At 40.9% G+C, this 20829-nt stretch carries 15 protein-coding genes and 3 pseudogenes; 14 read left to right on the plus strand and 4 right to left on the minus strand.

Annotated elements, in window-relative coordinates; translation table 11 throughout:
• Nucleotides 1-22: 22 nt before the first annotated feature.
• From HT691_RS05405 to HT691_RS05415, 3 genes and pseudogenes are all read right to left on the minus strand, one after another.
• On the minus strand, nucleotides 23-1354 hold the full coding sequence (locus tag HT691_RS05405; protein ID WP_000833271.1) for an ATP-binding protein: 1332 nt from the start codon (nucleotides 1352-1354) through the stop codon (nucleotides 23-25).
• Nucleotides 1355-2062, minus strand: a complete 708-nt coding sequence (locus tag HT691_RS05410; RefSeq protein WP_000166478.1) for a response regulator transcription factor — start codon at nucleotides 2060-2062, stop codon at nucleotides 1355-1357. It lies immediately after the preceding gene.
• A gap of 83 nt (nucleotides 2063-2145) precedes the next feature.
• Nucleotides 2146-2286 (minus strand): annotated as a pseudogene (locus HT691_RS05415) (cupin domain-containing protein); the annotation flags it as partial.
• Here HT691_RS05415 and HT691_RS05420 point away from each other — a divergent pair.
• A pseudogene (locus HT691_RS05420) lies at nucleotides 2279-2791 on the plus strand (transposase); the annotation flags it as partial. The pseudogenes HT691_RS05415 and HT691_RS05420 overlap by 8 nt on opposite strands.
• A 714-nt stretch (nucleotides 2792-3505) precedes the next feature.
• Here the strand turns inward: HT691_RS05420 and argS are convergent.
• Complete coding sequence (argS, locus tag HT691_RS05425) at nucleotides 3506-5197, minus strand: arginine--tRNA ligase (protein ID WP_138700209.1); 1692 nt, start codon at nucleotides 5195-5197, stop codon at nucleotides 3506-3508.
• A 135-nt stretch (nucleotides 5198-5332) separates the two neighbouring features.
• On the opposite strand from argS, the gene argR reads away from it, so the two are divergent.
• The 13 genes and pseudogenes from argR to pgi form a co-directional block, all read left to right on the plus strand.
• The gene (argR, locus tag HT691_RS05430; RefSeq protein WP_001231476.1) at nucleotides 5333-5779 is read left to right on the plus strand and encodes an arginine repressor; all 447 of its coding nucleotides are present in this window, start codon (nucleotides 5333-5335) and stop codon (nucleotides 5777-5779) included.
• 50 nt (nucleotides 5780-5829) lie between these two features.
• Nucleotides 5830-8364 (plus strand): DNA mismatch repair protein MutS, encoded by a 2535-nt coding sequence (gene mutS, locus HT691_RS05435; RefSeq protein WP_138700210.1) that lies wholly within the window; start codon nucleotides 5830-5832, stop codon nucleotides 8362-8364.
• Nucleotides 8365-8509: 145 nt separating this feature from the next.
• Nucleotides 8510-10216 (plus strand): multidrug efflux ABC transporter subunit PatA, encoded by a 1707-nt coding sequence (gene patA, locus HT691_RS05440; protein ID WP_138700211.1) that lies wholly within the window; start codon nucleotides 8510-8512, stop codon nucleotides 10214-10216.
• 1 nt (nucleotide 10217) lies between these two features.
• A complete protein-coding gene (gene patB, locus HT691_RS05445; protein ID WP_023934052.1) occupies nucleotides 10218-11984 on the plus strand; it encodes a multidrug efflux ABC transporter subunit PatB in 1767 nt (588 codons plus the stop codon).
• 242 nt (nucleotides 11985-12226) lie between these two features.
• Nucleotides 12227-12916: a gamma-glutamyl-gamma-aminobutyrate hydrolase family protein gene (locus HT691_RS05450; protein ID WP_023934053.1), complete on the plus strand. Its 690-nt coding sequence runs from the start codon at nucleotides 12227-12229 to the stop codon at nucleotides 12914-12916.
• Between the two features lie 170 nt (nucleotides 12917-13086).
• A complete protein-coding gene (locus tag HT691_RS05455; protein WP_023934054.1) occupies nucleotides 13087-14436 on the plus strand; it encodes a glucose-6-phosphate isomerase in 1350 nt (449 codons plus the stop codon).
• A 182-nt stretch (nucleotides 14437-14618) separates the two neighbouring features.
• On the plus strand, nucleotides 14619-15419 hold the full coding sequence (locus tag HT691_RS05460) for an SDR family oxidoreductase (protein WP_023934055.1): 801 nt from the start codon (nucleotides 14619-14621) through the stop codon (nucleotides 15417-15419).
• Between the two features lie 62 nt (nucleotides 15420-15481).
• Complete coding sequence (locus HT691_RS05465) at nucleotides 15482-17308, plus strand: PTS sugar transporter subunit IIA (protein WP_080673552.1); 1827 nt, start codon at nucleotides 15482-15484, stop codon at nucleotides 17306-17308.
• The gene (locus HT691_RS05470; protein WP_023934056.1) at nucleotides 17308-17787 is read left to right on the plus strand and encodes a transcriptional regulator GutM; all 480 of its coding nucleotides are present in this window, start codon (nucleotides 17308-17310) and stop codon (nucleotides 17785-17787) included. Before HT691_RS05465 ends, HT691_RS05470 begins: the two co-directional genes overlap by 1 nt.
• A 15-nt stretch (nucleotides 17788-17802) precedes the next feature.
• Complete coding sequence (locus HT691_RS05475) at nucleotides 17803-18345, plus strand: PTS glucitol/sorbitol transporter subunit IIC (protein ID WP_023934057.1); 543 nt, start codon at nucleotides 17803-17805, stop codon at nucleotides 18343-18345.
• Between the two features lie 16 nt (nucleotides 18346-18361).
• The gene (locus tag HT691_RS05480; protein WP_020992831.1) at nucleotides 18362-19342 is read left to right on the plus strand and encodes a PTS glucitol/sorbitol transporter subunit IIB; all 981 of its coding nucleotides are present in this window, start codon (nucleotides 18362-18364) and stop codon (nucleotides 19340-19342) included.
• 98 nt (nucleotides 19343-19440) lie between these two features.
• Nucleotides 19441-19812, plus strand: coding sequence for a PTS glucitol/sorbitol transporter subunit IIA (locus HT691_RS05485; RefSeq protein WP_023935311.1), 372 nt, complete (start codon nucleotides 19441-19443; stop codon nucleotides 19810-19812).
• 446 nt (nucleotides 19813-20258) lie between these two features.
• Nucleotides 20259-20735, plus strand: a pseudogene (gene pgi, locus HT691_RS05490) (glucose-6-phosphate isomerase); the annotation flags it as partial.
• Between the last annotated feature and the right edge of the window lie 94 nt (nucleotides 20736-20829).

Raw genomic sequence — 20829 nt, forward strand, 5'->3', positions numbered from 1 at the left:
CTAAAAATAGCTTTAAAAATTATTAGTCCTGTGCGAAAGATTGGTTAGGAAGAAAAATCGTGAAGCAACTGCCTCTGCCAAGCTGACTCGTCACCGTGACTTGGCCACCTAATAATTGACTAAGTTCTTTGACAATAGCAAGGCCAAGACCAGTGCCACCAGTTTGTCTGCTTCGACCTTTATTAACTCGGTAAAAACGTTCAAAAATACGATCCTGCTCTAATTGACTAATACCAATCCCTGTATCTGACACAGAAATCTTAATGCCTTCGTTCACCTTTTGGGTCTTGACCTCAATTTTTCCCCCTTGTTCAGTGTAACGGATGGCATTGGTTAAAAGATTGAGTAAGATTTGGGAAAGTAATTGACTATCTGATACGAGGGTGACATCATCTGGCACCTGCACCTTTAGCTGTAAATCCTTCTTCTTGAGCTGAGGTTGCAAGCTTTGAGTCAAATCCTGTACAAATTCTGCCAAAGAAAGGGTCGTCCATTGTACAGGCATTTGTTGAGCCTTAGATAAGGTAAGAAGATGCTCAACAATATGCTCAAGACGCAAGCTTTCTTTGTAAATAATGTCTAGAAAGTCATCCTTGAGCGCTTCTTCTTCAACTGACATCCCCTTAATGGTTTCAGCAAAGCCCTTAATCGAAGTAACTGGTGTCCTCAATTCATGGGAGGCATTTGAGACAAAGGCTAAATTTAACTTTTCATAAGTTCTAATCGTTGTTAAATCATATAGCAAGACGAGCACAGCTTCCACAGATTGGGTCGGGCTAAAAACGGGAACTGCTGTCACTTCTAAAATCAAGTCACCCTCATGAAACCCACTTACTTCTTGTTTTAACCTTGTTTTTTGATCAAAGGCTTGGTGAACTAAATTCCGAATATCCATCCGTTTGAGGTCATCAAGTGAACTTATGTCGCCGTCCACATCGGGAAAATAATGAGGCAGAGAGCGACTGGATAATAACATCTGACCTTGAGCGGAAACTAAAAACGTCCCCATGGTTAGGTGCGACAGAAGAACCTCCATTGTTTCGGCTAGGTCCTTGTATTGCTGATCCTGTTGGGAGACTTTGGTTTTTAGGCCAGACACATACTGAGCCAAAGACTTTAAGTCTTCTTGCCCTTTTTCTAAAAAGTATTCACTACTGGTCAAGAGAGGTTGGTGCAAGGTCTCAAAAGCAACTTCCCATTTCCAAAGGCAAAAGAGCCAGTAGCCACCCAGTCCCAAAGAAAGGGCTAGAAGAAAGAGACCGATGCCTTTACTGATCCAAGTTAATGCCATCCCTGCAATCAGAATGAGGCTAACACTTAGATTGACTAGCCAAAATTGAAGGTAGCGTTTCATCTATAACTCCTTGAACTTATAACCATAACCCCGAATGGTTCGAATAAATTGAGGGGCTTTAGGATTGTCTTCAATTTTTTCCCTCAACTTACCAATATGAACGTCCACCAAACGTGTTTCCTGCCCAAAGTCATACCCCCAGATACGTTCCAAAAGACGCTCTCTAGTCAGTGTCATGTTGGGATGTTTCATAAGATAGAGCAAGAGTTCAAATTCTTTTGGGGTCAAACTCAGTAACTTATTCGCCTTGTAGACTTCATGACGCTCAGGGTATACTTTCAAGGTCCCAAATAGCCAAGAATCGTCAGCGATATTATCTGAATCATCTCCTTCTTGTTCTCCTTTAGTTCGCCTGAGGACAGCCTTGACACGCGCCAGCAATTCTCTAGGGCTAAAAGGCTTGGTCAGGTAGTCATCAGCCCCTAATTCCAAGGCCAAAACCTTATCAAATTCATCACTTTTCGCAGAAACCATCATAATTGGAGTTTTGACGCCTTTGGCTCTCAGCCGCTTACAAACTTCTATGCCATCTAATTGTGGTAACATGATATCAAGCAAGATAAAATCAAAGGGTTCTGTTTCTGCCAAAGCTAAGGCCTTCCGTCCATTTGTTACCAATTGAGTAGAAAAGCCTTCCTTACTTAAATGGTAGTCAAGCAATCTCAGAATGTGTTCTTCATCATCCACTAATAAGACTTGTTTTGTCATCTATTATCTCCTATTGGTAACATTATAACACAATTATCAGAAATCCTAACATTGCTAAATCAGATTAAATTTGCTTATCAAGACTAGGATCTGGTCAAACGCTCAATCATCTCCTTGTGCTCTAGATAGGTCGCCAGTAGATCTACCCTTTCAAATAATTCAAAATCCTCAAATTCAAAACCAGGAGCAACAAGACAAGAAACCAGAGCATAATCCTTATCAACTTCAAGAACTCCTCTCAGTTCTGAGGACACGGTAATGATTGATGCGACGGAAGTAAAAATCAATCGTCCTAAAAAACAATTAGCGAATGATTCTGGTAAAAAGAAATGCCACGCTATGAAGGCTCAGGCGATTGTCACAAGCCAAGGGAGAATTGTTTCTTTGGAGATCACTGTGAACTATTGTCATGATATGAAGTTGTTCAAAACGAGTCGCAGAAATATCGGACAAGCTGGTAAAATCTTGGCTGACAGTGCTTATCAAGGGCTTATGAAGATATATCCTCAAGCACAAACTCCACGTAAATCCAGCAAACTCAAGCCGCTAACAGCTGAAGAGAAAGCCTATAACCATGCGCTATCTAAGGAGAGAAGCAAGGTTGAGAACATCTTTGCCAAAGTAAAAACGTTTAAAATGTTTTCAACAACCTATCGAAATCATCGTAAACGCTTCGGATTACGAATGAATTTGATTGCTGGTATTATCAATCATGAACTAGGATTCTAGTTTTGCAGGAAGTCTATTATTTGGTTAGGTGAATTAGTGAAGCGTTTAGGCAAGTGTCTCTGGTTACGACGTAAAGAAACATAAATCGATAATATTTATGTTTCTTTACTAGTGAAGCGTCTAAGCAAATCCCTGATAGGATTTGGCGTTAGTTGCTTAGACTACTTTGCAATCAAGTAATTAAAAGATTACGACATGAACCAAATCAAATCGATATTATTTGGTTAGATGAATTAGTAAAGCGTTTAGACAAGTGTCTCTAGTTACGACGTCATGGTCTCTAAATCGATTATATTTAGAGACCATGACTAGTGAAGCAGTTAGCTAGTCCGCATATAAGCGGCTAGCGTCTAACAATTAGGAACTTTAGTTCCAATAATTTTAAGATTACGACGTTTTAGAACATAAATCGATCATATTTATGTCCTAAAACTAGTGAAGCGCCTAGCCAAAGTCCGAATAGGATTTGGCGTTAGTTGCTTAGACTACTTTACAATAAAGTGATTAAAAGATTACGACATGAACCAAACCAAATCGATATTATTTGGTTTGGTGAATTAGTAAAGCGATTAGGCAAATCGCCATAGTTACGACGTCATGGTCTCTAAATCGATTATATTTAGAGACCATGACTAGTGAAGCAGTTAGCTAGTCCGCACATACGCGGCTAGCGTCTAACAATTAGGAACTTTAGTTCCAATTGTTAGTACTGAATCACATCTTCTCTGGCGCTTCTACTCCAAGCAAGCGAAGGGCTTCTTTGAGAACGACTGCGGTTGCGTAGCTGAGGGCTAGACGGCTGTCGCGTTCTGGGCTTTCATCCAAGATACGTGTATGTGCATAGTATTTGTTAAAGGATTGAGCTAGGTTAATTGCAAATTTAGCAATGATAGAAGGTTCAAAGTTATCTGCCGCACGGTTGATAATACGTGGGAAGTCTTGAATGAGTTTAATGATTTCCCAGCTTTCAGTATCATTCAAGCTATAGTTGCCAGCTGTTTCTGGTTTGAAATCGGCTTTGCGTAAGATAGATTGGATACGAGCGTAGGCATATTGAACGTAAGGTCCAGTTTCACCCTCGAAGGATACCATAGCTTCTAGGTCGAAGTCGTATCCATTTGTACGGTCAGTTTTGAGGTCATAGAATTTAATGGCTCCAACCCCAACAGCATGTGCTACTTGGTCTTTGTTTTCTAGTTCAGGATTTTTAGCCTCGATTTGGACCTTGGCACGGCTAACAGCCTCTGCAACAGTAGGCTCTAGCAAGATGACATTCCCTTTACGAGTAGAGAGCTTCTTCCCTTCTTTTGTAACCAGACCAAAAGGAACGTGGGTAATGTCGTCACTCCAATCGTAGCCCATCTCTTGCAAGACAGCTTTGAGTTGTTTAAAGTGGGCAGATTGCTCTTGACCAACGACGTAGATAGATTTAGCAAATTGGTATTCATTTTTACGGTAGAGGGCTGCAGCCAAGTCACGTGTGATATAGAGAGTTGCACCATCAGACTTCTTGATGAGGGCTGGATGTTCAATTCCATATTTCTCAAGATTCACAACTTGGGCACCTTCTGATTCAAGAAGTAGTCCTTTTTCAGAAAGAATGTCTACAACTGCATCCATCTTATCATTGTAGAAGGCTTCTCCGTTATAGCTGTCAAATTCAACCTTCAATTCATTGTAAAGGCGGTTAAATTCCACCAAACTTTCATCACGGAACCATTGCCAGAGAGCGAGGGCTTCCTCATCTCCATTTTCCAGTTTACGGAACCATTCGCGTGCTTCTTCATCCAAGCTAGGGTCATTTTCAGCCTCAGCATTGATGCGGACATAGAGTTTAAGAAGTTCATCAATTGGATGAGCTTTTACAGCTTCTTCGTCGCCCCATTTTTTGTAGGCAACAATCAACATCCCAAACTGTTTACCCCAGTCTCCCAAGTGGTTGACCTTGACTGTTTGATAACCGATTTTTTGGAAAATATGTGACAAGCTATCTCCGATAACAGTTGAGCGTAGGTGGCCAATAGAGAATGGCTTAGCGATATTGGGACTAGACATGTCAATAACAACATTTTCTTGTTTACCAATATTTTGGTCAGCATAGTGTTCTTTTTCAATGATAACAGCTTGCAATACTTGAGCAGAAATGGCAGATTTATCAAGGAAAAAGTTGACGTAAGGTCCTGTTGCAACAACCTTTTCAAAGGCTTGGCTGTTAATTTTTTCAGCCAGTTCAGCCGCAATCATTTGAGGTGCTTTACGTTCGACTTTTGCAAGAGAAAAAGCAGGGAAAGCAATGTCTCCCATTTCTGAGTTTTTAGGGGTTTCCAGTAAATTTAAAATAGCCTCTTGGTCCAGGCTATCAATGACGCTAGCCAATTCGCTAGCAATCAATTCTTTTGTATTCATTAAGAGCTCCTTTTTGGACTTTTCTACTATTTTATCACAATTTTAAAGAAAGAAGAAAAAATTTTTGAAATCTCCTATTTTTTTGGTATAATATAGTTATAAAAATAGTTATAAATATTCACATAAGAGGATTTTATGAGAAAAAGAGATCGTCATCAGTTAATAAAAAAAATGATTACTGAGGAGAAATTAAGTACACAAAAAGAAATTCAAGATCGGTTGGAGGCGCACAATGTTTTTGTGACGCAGACAACCCTGTCTCGTGATTTGCGCGAAATCGGCTTGACCAAGGTCAAGAAAAATGATATGGTGTATTATGTACTAGCAAATGAGACAGAAAAGATTGATTTGGTGGAATTTTTGTCTCATCATTTAGAAGGTGTTGCAAGAGCAGAGTTTACCTTGGTGCTTCATACCAAACTGGGAGAAGCCTCTGTTTTGGCAAATATTGTAGATGCAAACAAGGATGAATGGATTTTAGGAACAGTTGCTGGTGCCAATACCTTATTGGTTATTTGTCGAGATCAGCACGTTGCCAAACTTATGGAAGATCGTTTGCTAGATTTGATGAAAGATAAGTAAGGTCTTGGGAGTTGCTCTCAAGACTTATTTTTGACAAGGAGAGACGGAAAATGGCGACAGAAAAGCTATCACCCGGCATGCAACAGTATGTGGATATTAAAAAGCAATATCCAGATGCGTTTTTGCTCTTTCGGATGGGTGATTTTTATGAATTATTTTATGAGGATGCGGTCAATGCTGCGCAGATTCTGGAAATTTCCTTAACGAGTCGCAACAAGAATGCCGACAATCCGATTCCTATGGCGGGTGTCCCCTATCATTCTGCCCAACAGTATATCGATGTCTTGATTGAGCAGGGTTATAAGGTGGCTATCGCAGAGCAGATGGAAGATCCTAAACAAGCGGTTGGGGTTGTGAAACGAGAAGTTGTTCAGGTTATTACGCCAGGGACAGTGGTCGATAGCAGTAAGCTGGACAGTCAGAATAATTTTTTGGTTGCCATAGACCGTGCTAGCAATCAATTTGGCCTAGCTTATATGGACCTGGTGACGGGTGACTTTTATGTGACAGGTCTTTTGGATTTCACGCTGGTTTGTGGGGAAATCCGTAATCTCAAGGCGCGAGAAGTGGTGTTGGGCTATGACTTGTCTGAGGAAGAAGAACAAATCCTCAGCCGCCAGATGAATCTGGTGCTCTCTTATGAAAAAGAAAACTTTGAAGACCTTCATTTACTGGATTCGCGATTGGCAACGGTGGAGCAAGCGGCATCCAGTAAGCTGCTACAGTATGTTCATCGGACTCAGATGAGGGAATTGAACCACCTCAAGCCTGTTATCCGTTATGAAATTAAAGATTTCTTGCAGATGGATTATGCGACCAAGGCTAGTCTGGATTTGGTTGAGAATGCCCGTTCAGGCAAGAAGCAAGGCAGTCTTTTCTGGCTTTTGGATGAAACCAAGACGGCTATGGGCATGCGTCTCTTGCGTTCTTGGATTCATCGTCCTTTGATTGATAAGGAACGAATCGTCCAACGTCAAGAAGTAGTGCAGGTCTTTCTCGGCCATTTCTTTGAGCGTAGTGATTTGACAGACAGTCTCAAGGGTGTTTATGACATCGAACGTTTGGCTAGTCGTGTTTCTTTTGGCAAGACCAACCCAAAGGATCTCTTGCAGTTGGCGACTACCTTGTCTAGTGTGCCACGGATTCGTGCGATTTTAGAAGGGATGGAGCAACCTGCTCTAGCCTATCTCATCGCACAACTGGATGGAATCCCTGAGTTGGAGAGTTTGATTAGCGCAGCGATTGCTCCTGAAGCTCCTCATGTGATTACAGATGGTGGAATTATCCGGACTGGCTTTGATGAGACTTTAGACAAGTACCGTCGCGTTCTCAGAGAAGGGACTAGCTGGATTGCTGAGATTGAGGCTAAGGAACGCGAAAACTCTGGTATCAGTACGCTCAAGATTGACTATAATAAAAAGGATGGCTACTATTTCCATGTGACCAATTCACAACTGGGAAATGTGCCTGCTCACTTTTTCCGCAAGGCGACGCTGAAAAACTCAGAACGCTTCGGTACCGAGGAATTAGCCCGTATCGAAGGCGACATGTTGGAGGCGCGTGAGAAGTCAGCTAACCTAGAGTACGAAATTTTTATGCGCATTCGTGAAGAGGTCGGCAAGTACATTCAGCGTTTGCAGGCTCTAGCTCAAGGAATTGCGACCGTTGATGTCTTGCAAAGTCTGGCGGTTGTAGCTGAAACCCAGCATTTGATTCGACCTGAATTCGGAGATGATTCGCGAATTGATATCCAGAAAGGACGCCATGCTGTCGTTGAAAAGGTTATGGGGGCTCAGACCTATATTCCCAATACGATTCAGATGGCAGAAGATACCAGTATTCAACTGATTACAGGACCCAACATGAGCGGGAAGTCAACCTACATGCGTCAGTTAGCCATGACGGCGATAATGGCCCAGTTGGGCTCTTATGTGCCAGCAGAAAGCGCCCATTTACCTATTTTTGATGCTATCTTTACCCGTATCGGAGCAGCCGATGATTTGGTTTCAGGCCAATCAACCTTCATGGTGGAGATGATGGAGGCCAACAATGCCATTTCGCATGCAACAAAGAATTCCTTGATTCTTTTTGATGAGTTAGGTCGTGGAACTGCAACTTATGACGGGATGGCTCTTGCCCAGTCCATCATCGAATACATCCATGAACATATCGGAGCCAAGACCCTCTTTGCGACCCACTACCATGAGTTGACTAGTCTGGAGTCTAGTTTACAACACTTGGTCAATGTCCACGTGGCAACCTTGGAGCAGGATGGGCAGGTCACCTTCCTTCACAAGATTGAACCAGGGCCAGCTGATAAATCCTACGGTATCCATGTTGCCAAGATTGCTGGCTTGCCAGCAGACCTTTTAGCAAGGGCGGATAAGATTTTGACTCAGTTAGAGAATCAGGGTACAGAAAGTCCTGCTCCTATGAAACAAACAAGTACTGTCTCAGAACAAATTTCACTCTTTGATACGACTGAAGAACATCCTATCCTAGCAGAATTAGCTAAACTGGATGTTTACAATATGACACCTATGCAGGCTATGAATGTCTTGGTCGAGTTAAAACAGAAACTATAAAGAGAAAATTACTAGTCATTCTAGCTGTATCAAGGAGACTTCTTTGACAATCCCCCACTTTTTTGCTAGAATAACATCACACAAACAGAATGAGAAGGAGCTGACACATTGTCGCTCCCTTTTGTCTATTTTTTAAGGAGAAAGTATGCTGATTCAGAAAATAAAAACCTACAAGTGGCAGGCCTTGACTTCGCTTCTGATGACAGGCTTGATGGTTGCTAGTTCACTTCTGCAACCGCGTTATCTGCAGGAAGTCTTAGACGCCCTCCTTGCTGGAAAATATGAAGCTATTTATAGTATCGGGGCTTGGTTGATTGGTGTGGCCGTAGTCGGTCTGGTTGCTGGTGGTCTCAATGTTGTCCTTGCAGCCTATATTGCCCAAGGAGTTTCATCTGACCTTCGGGAGGATGCCTTCCGTAAAATCCAAACCTTTTCTTATGCTAATATTGAACAATTTAATGCGGGAAATCTAGTCGTTCGCATGACAAATGACATCAACCAGATTCAGAACGTGGTCATGATGACCTTCCAGATTCTTTTCAGACTTCCCCTCTTGTTCATCGGTTCCTTTATCCTGGCGGTTCAAACCCTACCTTCTCTGTGGTGGGTAATTGTTCTCATGGTAATCTTAATTTTTGGCTTGACTGCCGTCATGATGGGAATGATGGGGCCTCGTTTTGCCAAGTTTCAAACCCTTCTTGAACGCATCAATGCCATTGCCAAGGAAAATCTGCGTGGCGTTCGTGTGGTCAAGTCCTTTGTCCAAGAAAAAGAGCAGTTTGCTAAGTTTACGGAAGTTTCAGACGAGCTTCTCGGTCAAAATCTTTACATCGGTTATGCTTTTTCAGTAGTGGAACCTTTCATGATGTTGGTCGGTTATGGGGCGGTATTCCTCTCTATTTGGCTAGTTGCAGGGATGGTTCAGTCGGATCCATCAGTTGTTGGCTCTATTGCTTCCTTTGTTAATTACCTGAGCCAGATTATCTTTACCATTGTTATGGTTGGATTTTTAGGGAATTCTGTCAGCCGTGCCATGATTTCTATGCGTCGTATTCGAGAAATTCTTGACGCAGAGCCAGCTATGACCTTCAAGGATGTGCCAGATGAAGAGTTGGTCGGAAGTCTTAGCTTTGAAAATGTAACCTTTACCTATCCAATGGATAAGGAACCGATGCTGAAAGATGTGAGCTTTACTATTGAATCTGGTCAAATGGTTGGTGTCGTTGGAGCGACTGGTGCAGGGAAGTCAACCTTGGCTCAATTGATTCCACGTCTCTTTGATCCGCAAGAAGGCTCTATTAAAATCGGTGGCAAGGATATTCGAGAAGTGAGTGAAGGAACCCTGCGTAAAACAGTGTCTATCGTTCTCCAACGTGCCATTCTCTTCAGTGGAACGATTGCAGATAACTTGAGACAGGGTAAGGGAGATGCTACTCTATTTGAAATGGAGCGTGCAGCCACTATTGCCCAAGCCAGTGAATTCATTCATCGTATGGAGAAAACCTTTGAAAGTCCAGTTGAGGAACGGGGAACCAACTTCTCAGGTGGGCAAAAGCAAAGGATGTCGATTGCGCGTGGAATTGTCAGCAATCCACGTATTCTGATTTTTGACGATTCGACCTCGGCCTTGGATGCTAAGTCAGAGCGCCTAGTGCAAGAAGCCTTGAATAAGGACTTGAAGGGGACGACAACCATTATCATCGCGCAAAAGATTAGCTCGGTTGTTAATGCAGATAAAATCTTGGTTCTAGATCAAGGACGATTGATTGGTCAAGGTACGCATGCAGACTTGGTTGCCAACAATGCTGTTTACCGTGAAATCTACGAAACACAGAAAGGAAAGGAGGAGTAAAATGAAGACAGTTCAATTTTTTTGGAATTATTTTAAAGTTTATAAGCTATCATTTGTAGTTGTTATCCTGATGATTGTTCTGGCGACTCTTGCTCAAGCCCTATTTCCGGTCTTTTCTGGACAAGCAGTGACGCAACTAGTTAATTTAGTCCAAGCTTATCAAGATGGCAATCCAGAACTTGTTTGGCAAAGTCTATCAGGAATCATGGTCAATCTTGGTCTGCTGGTTTTGGTTTTATTTATTTCTAGTGTCATATACATGTGTCTCATGACGCGCGTGATTGCAGAATCGACCAACGAGATGCGCAAAGGTCTCTTTGGTAAGCTTGCTCAGTTGACGGTTTCTTTCTTTGACCGCCGACAAGATGGCGATATCCTATCTCGTTTTACCAGTGATTTGGATAATATCCTCCAAGCCTTTAATGAAAGTCTGGTTCAGGTCATGAGCAATATTGTTTTATACATTGGTCTGATTCTTGTCATGTTTTCGAGAAATGTGACGCTGGCTCTCATCACCATTGCAAGCACCCCATTGGCTTTCCTTATGCTGATTTTCATCGTGAAAATGGCACGCAAATACACCAATCTCCAGCAGAAAGAGGTAGGGAAGCTCAACGCCTATATGGATGAGAGTATCTCAGGCCAAAAAGCCGTGATTGTGCAAGGAATTCAAGAGGATATGATGGCAGGATTTCTTGAACAAAATGAGCGCGTACGCAAGGCGACCTTTAAAGGAAGGATGTTCTCAGGAATTCTGTTCCCTGTCATGAATGGGATGAGTCTGGTTAATACAGCCGTCGTTATCTTTGCTGGTTCGGCCGTTCTATTAAACGATAAGACTATTGAAACAAGTACAGCCCTAGGTTTGATTGTGATGTTTGCCCAATTTTCACAACAGTACTACCAGCCTATTATTCAAGTTGCAGCTAGTTGGGGAAGTCTTCAGTTGGCCTTTACAGGGGCTGAACGGATACAGGAAATGTTTGATGCAGAGGAAGAAATCCGACCTGAAAAGGCTCCAATCTTCACTCAGTTGCAAGAAGGTGTTGAAATCAGTCATATCGATTTTTCATACTTGCCTGATAAACCTATTTTGAAAGATGTCAACATTTCTGCCCCTAAAGGCCAGATGACTGCAGTTGTTGGGCCAACGGGTTCAGGGAAAACCACTATTATGAACCTCATCAATCGCTTTTATGATGTTGATGCTGGCGGTATTTATTTTGATGATAAAGACATTCGTGACTATGATTTAGATAGTCTTAGAAGTAAAGTGGGAATTGTCTTGCAAGATTCCGTTCTTTTTAGCGGAACCATTCGAGACAATATCCGTTTCGGTGTGCCAGATGCCAGTCAGGAAATGGTTGAGTCAGCAGCCAAAGCAAGCCACATTCACGACTATATCGAAAGTTTGCCTGATAAGTACGATACTCTTATTGATGATGAGCAGAGTATCTTCTCGACAGGGCAGAAGCAATTGATTTCCATTGCTCGAACCCTGATGACAGATCCAGAAGTTCTCATTCTCGATGAAGGCACTTCAAACGTAGATACGGTGACAGAAAGCAAGATTCAGCATGCCATGGAGGCAGTTGTAGCAGGCAAAACCAGTTTCGTTATTGCCCACCGCTTGAAAACTATTCTCAATGCTGATCAGATTATTGTCCTTAAAGATGGAGAGGTCATTGAACGTGGTAACCACCATGAACTCTTGAAACTAGGTGGATTCTACTCAGAACTCTATCACAATCAATTTGTTTTTGAATAAGAAAGAAGTTGTCCTATGGGGCAGCTTTTTCTTGTCCATAAAAAATTTTTATCACAGTCTTAAAAAAAACATATTAGACGAAAGACGCTTTGAGTGATATGATAGGACTATCGTTATACTCAATGAAAATCAAAGAGTAAACTAGGAAGCTAGCCNNGTCAGTAACATATATACGGTAAGGCGATGCTGACGTGGTTTGAAGAGATTTTCGAAGAGTATTAATATTCGAAAGGAGAGACATCATGCCTAGAACCGTTGTAGGAGTTGCTGCAAATCTATGTCCCGTAGACACAGAAGGCAAAAACATTCATTCATCTGTATCTTGTAGATTCGCAGAGAGCATTCGTCAAGTCGGTGGTCTCCCTCTAGTCATTCCTGTTGGTGATGAGTCAGTTGTACGCGATTATGTAGAAATGATTGACAAATTGATTTTGACAGGAGGCCAAAATGTTCATCCTCAGTTTTATGGAGAGAAAAAGACCATCGAGAGCGATGATTATAATCTGGTCCGTGATGAATTTGAATTGGCACTCTTGAAAGAAGCACTCCGTCAGAATAAACCAATTATGGCAATCTGTCGCGGTGTTCAACTTGTCAATGTTGCCTTTGGTGGAACCCTCAATCAAGAAATCGAAGGTCACTGGCAAGGACTCCCTTTCGGAACATCTCACTCTATTGAGACAGTGGAAGGAAGCGTGGTTGCCAAGCTATTTGGAAAAGAAAGTCAGGTCAATTCCGTCCATCGTCAGAGTATCAAAGAATTGGCATCTAATTTCCGTGTAACTGCTATTGATCCGAGAGATCAAACCATTGAAGCGATTGAATCTATCGACGAACACCGCATTATCGGTTTGCAGTGGCATCCAGAGTTTCTGGTTAATGAAGAAGATGGTAATTTAGAATTATTTGAGTATTTATTGAATGAACTGTAACGACTGGAACATCTAGTCGTTCTTTCTTTTATTTTTTCAAAATTTTTGGAATGTGGGATTTTTACGCAAACGTTTGAATTCTGATAAAAATTGGAGAAATTCGACAAAAAAACTTGAAAAAAACGAAGGTAAGCGTTATGATAGAAAAGAAGAAATATTGGAGGAATAACATGTCACATATTAAATTTGATTATTCAAAAGTTTTAGACAAATTTGTTGCACCACATGAAGTGGAATACATGCAATCACAAGTAACAGCAGCAGATGAATTGATCCGTAAAGGGACTGGTGCTGGTAGCGACTTCTTGGGATGGTTGGATCTTCCTGAAAACTACGACCGTGAAGAATTTGACCGTATCTTGAAAGCTGCTGAGCAAATCAAATCAGACAGCGATGTCTTGGTTGTAATCGGTATCGGTGGATCTTACCTTGGTGCCAAAGCAGCAATCGACTTCTTGAACCACCACTTTGCTAACTTGCAAACAAAAGAAGAACGCAAGGCACCACAAATCCTTTACGCAGGAAACTCAATCTCATCTACTTACCTTGCTGACTTGGTAGAGTATGTTGCAGACAAAGACTTCTCAGTAAACGTGATTTCTAAATCAGGTACAACAACTGAACCAGCTATCGCTTTCCGTGTCTTCAAAGAACTCTTGGTTAAGAAATACGGTCAAGAAGAAGCCAACAAACGTATCTATGCAACAACTGACCGCCAAAAAGGTGCTGTTAAGGTTGAAGCAGATGCTAACGGTTGGGAAACATTTGTTGTTCCAGATGACATAGGTGGACGCTTCTCAGTCTTGACAGCTGTTGGTTTGCTTCCAATCGCAGCATCAGGAGCTGACATCAAAGCCCTTATGGAAGGTGCGAACGCAGCTCGCAAAGACTACACTTCAGATAAAATCTCTGAAAACGAAGCTTACCAATACGCAGCAGTTCGTAACATCCTTTACCGTAAAGGTTATGCAACTGAGATCTTGGTAAACTACGAGCCATCACTTCAATACTTCTCAGAGTGGTGGAAACAATTGGCTGGTGAATCAGAAGGAAAAGACCAAAAAGGTATCTACCCAACTTCAGCCAACTTCTCAACTGACTTGCACTCATTGGGTCAATTTATCCAAGAAGGAACTCGTATCATGTTTGAAACAGTTGTCCGTGTTGACAAACCTCGTAAAAACGTGATTATCCCTAGCTTGGAAGAAGACCTTGATGGACTTGGTTACCTTCAAGGAAAAGACGTTGACTTTGTAAACAAAAAAGCGACTGATGGTGTTCTTCTTGCCCACACAGATGGTGATGTACCAAACATGTACGTGACTCTTCCAGAGCAAGACGCCTTCACTCTTGGTTACACTATCTACTTCTTCGAATTGGCTATCGCCCTTTCTGGTTACTTGAATGCTATCAACCCATTTGACCAACCAGGTGTTGAAGCCTACAAACGTAACATGTTCGCCCTTCTTGGAAAACCTGGATTTGAAGAGCTCGGTGCAGAACTGAATGCACGTCTTTGATTCTCATATATGTTGAGCTAATTCAGAATAAAAAAGATCCACAAGTTCATTTCTTGTGGATTTTTAGTACAAGCCTTTTAATTAGTTTATCATTTTTTTGAACAGTGTAAAAAAGAGTGTCTTAATTCTTTTATGAAAGCGCTGTATAATTGCCTTGTAAATAAAACTTGAGAGGTATCAAAATGAATGATTGGTTAAATATAAAAGGCAAAACAGTTCTTGTGACGGGTGCGTCATCTGGGATCGGTAAGGCAATCGTTGAAGAATTGCTGGAATTAGGTGTCAATGTAGCGAATTTTGACCTTAGCGACAACGATTTGCGTCACCCGAATCTATTATTTGTAAAAGTTGATGTAACTTCTCGCTCTGAAGTAGAAGTAGGAGTCGCTAAAATAGTTGAAAGATTTGGCAATATTGATGCGGTGGTCAACAATGCGGGGATTAATGTCCCTAGATTATTAATTGATGCAGAAAATCCTAAAGGTCCTTACGAGTTAGACGATGAAACGTTTGAAAAAGTAACAATGATTAACCAAAAAGGTCTGTATTTGGTTAGCCAGGCAGTAGGCCGGATTCTGGTTCAAAATAGAAAAGGTGTAATTGTAAACATGGCTTCAGAAGCAGGCTTGGAAGGTTCTGAAGGACAAAGTGCCTATGCTGCCACGAAAGCAGCAGTCTATAGTTACACTCGTTCATGGGCGAAAGAGCTTGGTAAACATGGTGTACGTGTGGTTGGAATTGCTCCAGGAATTATGGAAGCTACGGGTCTTCGAACTCTTTCTTACGAGGAAGCTCTTGCTTATACCCGTGGAAAGACGGTAGAAGATATTCGAGCTGGTTATGCTTCAACTTCAACGACTCCATTGGGACGGAGTGGGAAACTACGGGAAGTAGCTGATCTTGTAGCGTTCTATATTTCAGACCGTTCTAGCTATATAACAGGTGTCACTACAAATATTGCCGGAGGTAAAACTCGCGGTTAAAAAAATGAAGGTGAGGAAGAGAGTTGACCTTAGTAAATCGATGGTATAACATTTTAGAAAAAATGGTCTCACAGCCAACTTATTTCTTGGTAGATATGCGCTCGGAGCTGGATATTAGTATGCAAACCTTGCAAAAGAGTATCCAACAATTAAATGATGTTTTGGCTCCTAATATCCAGATTATCTCACAAGATGATCAATTAATGTTAGAAGTGTATGACTATACAGAGTTGGAAAAGATTTTATCTGGTAGTTTAAAACAGGAGAGTGACTTCAATTCTTCCAGTAAAAGAATCGCCTATTTGCTAAAACGTTTAATTGAGTCAACCTCCCCTCTTCTTATTGACGATTTGGCTGAGGAAGTAGGTGTTAGTAGAAGTACCCTTAATAAGGATTTAAAACAAGTAAAATCTTTGGCAGAGAGTTACTCTATCACTATTTCAGGAAAGCCCAATCGTGGGCTGGAGGTCTTGGGGAGCGAGCTGAATTTGCGCTTGCTCTATATTCACCAAGTGGCTCCTTACTTTGAAGGAAGGACACTCACTGAGGCAACATCTTCTTTTCTGGAGACGCTAGTCCAGGATTATAAAATCCCTAAAGAAACACAGGAGCTCCTTCGAAAGACCCTTTCAATTATGGTGGATCGTATTCATACATCTAGGGTGTTGAATTGTCCTATTCCCTACTATAGGAATGATTTAACAGAGACACATTTGGCTGAGAAATTAATCTATCATATTGAGGTGACTTATAAGATTTCCCTCAGTCAGTTTGAGATAGACTTTTTGTGTTTTCCGTTTAATGTCCGTTTTATTGACACTTTAAGCAAGCCGTCTTATCAATCTGAACAGCTTGCATACATTTTTCAAGGGATTGTCAAGAAAGTCAAAGAAACTATGTTGGTTCACTTTGATGATGAAGAATTATTTGAAGAAATCAAGTCTCATTTAGGGTCCTTAATCAATCGACTGATTTTCCATGTGCAAGCTAATGATATATTTCATGGCGAGGTTCAAACTCAATATCCTTTTGCTTTTGAAATGGCGAAAATTGCTGGAGAAGAACTATCTACAATTTTTGGTTCTGAATTGGAATTATCTGAAATCGGATATCTGGCTTTGTATTTTGAAATGATTTTAAGAAAACAAAATTCTGCTGTTAAGGGTTCTCGCAAGCAGATAGCTGTGGTTTGCACAACAGGAAGAGGAACTGCTGCGATGATTATCCAGCAACTCAGACGAGTCATTGGAAATGATGTAGACATTACTCAGTATTCTGAAGAGGATTTTAATGTGGAATTGAATCAGGACTATTTCGCGATTTTTACGACAGTTCCTCTAAAATATAAAGATTCTAAATCTCCAGTCATTCAAGTTAATCATCTTTTTGATGATCAATGGCTGCAGGAAGAATGGCAGAAAGCCAATGCTTTTCATCAAAAAAATCTAGAAACAGTCAGCTTACGTTTTATTCGATTAAGCCCCCAAAAAACCTATCAGCAATACTTGCTAAATATGTCTGCGGAGTTAGAGAAACTTCAGATGATTGATGAAGGTTTTAGAAATCGGATAATTGATAGGGAGAAAAAGCAATCAACCATTTTTGGTGGAGGAATTGCGTTCCCCCATACAATTAACCAGGGTTATGCAAAGACTATTTTAATGTTCGGAAAACTAGAAGAGCCTTATCAAAAAGGAGATGAATGGATTGAATTTATCTTTCTAGTCGCCATACCCTCAGAAATTGAAAGAAAAATGGAAAGTGAATTGCTGGAATTGTATGACGACATTTTTCGAATTGCAGGAGAGCCTTCTCTAAAAGAAGCATTGAGGGCTGTAGAAACAGAGACAGAGTTTCTATCATTTTCTAAGAGCAAAGGAGTATTTTAATGAATTCGATAATAATTTTCGCTGTATTTGTCATGGCAGCTTATATATTTCAAATGTTCCTCGGCTGGCAGCAACTGAAAGACTTCAATAAGACCTATACGATGCTCCGGAAACTGGGGCGCGTAGCGATTGGCAGGAAATCCGGAAGAATCAAATCCGGTACGATTGTCATGTTCGCGGTTGATGAAAACGGTCGGGTTCTTAAAGCTAGCAAAATGCAAGGAGTCACAATCTTAGCGCGTTTTCAAAATATGGACGATTATGTTGGAGAAGACATCCATTATTTTGACAAGTATAATCCTCTTGTGAGAAAAGAAAATAAGTTGATGCAATCAGCTATAGAAGATGCTAGAAAAGTCTATCTTTGGCATGAGGCAGGTATTGAGAAAGAGACAAGTTCTTCTGATTCTTTTCTGGGATTCGGCTTTTATGCGGCTTACTTACAATTATCTATTAAACAGTTATTTAAAAAAAAATAAGAAAAGGAGTTCCTTATGAATTATATTACAGAATTTGCAGAGAGTTTTATGAAACTCTTCCAATTAGGTGGAGAAACCTTTATTAGCTGGATGACAAATATTGTACCTCTTGTCTTGATGCTATTGATTGCAATGAATACCCTTATCGCTTTCTTGGGAGAAGAGAAGGTCAATTCCCTAGCTAAGATTTCTGCCAAAAATCCTGTTAGCCGGTATATGATTTTACCTTTCATTTCAGCCTTTATGCTGGGGAATCCGATGGCGATTAGTATGGGACGTTTCTTACCAGAATATTATAAACCTAGTTTTGTAGCAGCTCAGATGCAGTTCTGCCATACTTCAAATGGTGTATTCCCGCATATCAATCCTGGGGAGTTGTTTGTATGGGTGGGAATTGCAACAGGAATTCAAAATTTAGGTTTAAGTCAAACGGACTTAGCCATTCGTTACATGCTTGTTGGGATTGTCATGAACTTTGTAGGCGGTTGGGTAACCGATTTTACAACTGCTTATGTAGCAAAACAGCAAGGTGTTACCTTGAGTAAAACATTTGATTGATAGAAAGAGTGAAATTATGTCATATAAGAGTATAAAAGTTGTTAAAGGAAATGGTGGTTTCGGGGGCCCTTTGGTCATTACACCTAGTGAGGCTAAGCATAAATTCATCTATATCACTGGTGGCGGAGAAAAGCCAGATATTGTAGATAAAATTGCTGATTTGACCGGTATGGAAGCTGTTAACGGGTTTAAAACTTCTATCCCAGATGAGGAAATTGCTTTAGCAATCGTAGATTGCGGCGGTACTCTTCGCTGCGGTATTTATCCTAAAAAGGGGATCCCTACAATCAATATTGTCGCTACAGGGAAAAGTGGCCCTCTAGCTCAATATATCACCGAGGAAATCTATGTGTCAGCAGTTGGCCTTAATCAAATTTCTGCTGCTAATGAAGACGAAAAAGCGACAACTGTGGTAACTGAAAAGCCAACTTACGATACTAGTAAAAAAATTACAGAGCAAAAAGCTGAAACAAGTATTGTAGCACGAATTGGGATGGGCGCTGGGAAGGTCGTTGCGACTTTCAACCAGGCTGCTCGTGAAGCCATTCAGACAATGCTCAATACAATCATTCCTTTCATGGCCTTTGTTTCCTTGCTGATTGGGGTTATTCAAGGTTCAGGTGTTGGAAATTGGCTGGCAAAATTAATGGTTCCCCTGGCGGGGAACATCTGGGGGCTCATTTTGATTGGCTTTATCTGTTCCTTGCCATTCCTATCTCCTTTGTTAGGCCCCGGAGCTGTTATCAGTCAGATTATCGGAACCTTAATTGGAGTCGAAATCGGAAAAGGAAATATTCCACCCCAAATGGCTCTACCAGCTATATTTGCTATCAACACCCAAAACGGTTGTGATTTCATCCCTGTAGCACTCGGTCTATCTGAAGCCAAAGCTGAAACAGTTGAGGTTGGTGTTCCTTCTGTACTTTATTCACGCTTTCTAAATGGTGTTCCGCGGGTGCTAGTAGCTTGGATAGCTAGTATTGGCCTTTATCAGTAGAACTTTGATAGATGCACGTAAACACAGCAACTATTATGTTAAACTTATCTATAAGCATAAGTTTATGACAGATTTGAGAAAGGATGAATAGGAATTAGATGAAGAAAATTTTTGAAGCTAAAGTAATTCAAGTGGGGCTTGAAGCTCAGAATATGATTCAAGACGCTAATATGCTCATTTTATTTGGAGAAGAAGCTCCGGAAGATTTAGCAGAGTATTGTTTTAAAATCGATAACAAAAATCTTCTAGGTGCAATACTAGAAGGTGGAAAGCTGGTCGTAGATAGTCAGGAATATTCGATTACTGCCGTAGGAAATGTAGTAGAAAAAAATTTAACTGGACTGGGGCATATCACGATTTCTTTTGATGGTTCAAAAGAGGGGAGCCTTCCTGGTACACTCCATGTCGCAGCAGACCAAGCAGTAGTACTTGAGAAAGGTTCTACCATTCAGATTTTCGAAGCTGCCTAAGTAAGATAAAATATCTAATTAAGAATACTAGAAAAATAAGAGTCTAAAAACTTGAATCAGAGCCTGGGCAAAAAGTCCAGGCTTTTGAGTCTAAATTTAAAAAAACAGATAACTTAGTGGTTGATTGGCATCTTCCTTCGCTTTGTAAGTCCCAAAGATTGCCTGATCAACTGTGCGGGGGGAGGTGGAAGACGAACTTTTTAACTTGTTTGAAGTTCTTTCCCACTCTCTTTTTTGATAGGAAAAATAATTTATATTATAATATTGTGAAATTTGTCATTGTTTTTCAATGTTTTCGCAATATGACAAATCAACAAAATTTATAAGGAGAAAAGCATGCCAGAATAAGACGGTCAAGGTCAAGCGCAAAGGGCTTGGCAAGTCAATCAAACTAGCCAGCCAGTGCAAGGGAATTTCCAGCAGATGCATCTACAAGGGGTGCCTGAACAGAAGGAAAAGATCAAAAAGGTATCTACCCAACTTCAGCTAATTTCTCAACTGACTTGCACTCATTGGGTCAATTTATCCAAGAAGGAACTCGTATCATGTTTGAAACAGTAGTCCGTGTTGACAAACCTCGCAAGAACGTGATTATCCCTAGCTTGGAAGAAGATCTTGATGGACTTGGTTACCTTCAAGGAAAAGACGTTGACTTTGTAAACAAAAAAGCGACTGACGGTGTTCTTCTTGCCCACACAGATGGTGACGTACCAAACATGTACGTGACTCTTCCAGAACAAGATGCTTTCACTCTTGGTTACACTATCTACTTCTTCGAATTGGCTATCGCCCTTTCTGGTTACTTGAATGCTATCAACCCATTTGACCAACCAGGTGTTGAAGCTTATAAACATAACATGTTTGCCCTTCTTGGAAAACCAGGATTTGAAGAATTGAGCAAAGAACTTAACGCACGTCTATAATAATAGAAGAAAAGAGTGGTTTGTCCACTCTTTTTACTCTCTTTATCCATAGAAATTGGACTCAGCCAAGACTTGTGATATAATCCCGACTTTA

The organism is Streptococcus sp. 477, from assembly GCF_013277295.1.
GTDB lineage: Bacteria > Bacillota > Bacilli > Lactobacillales > Streptococcaceae > Streptococcus > Streptococcus pseudopneumoniae.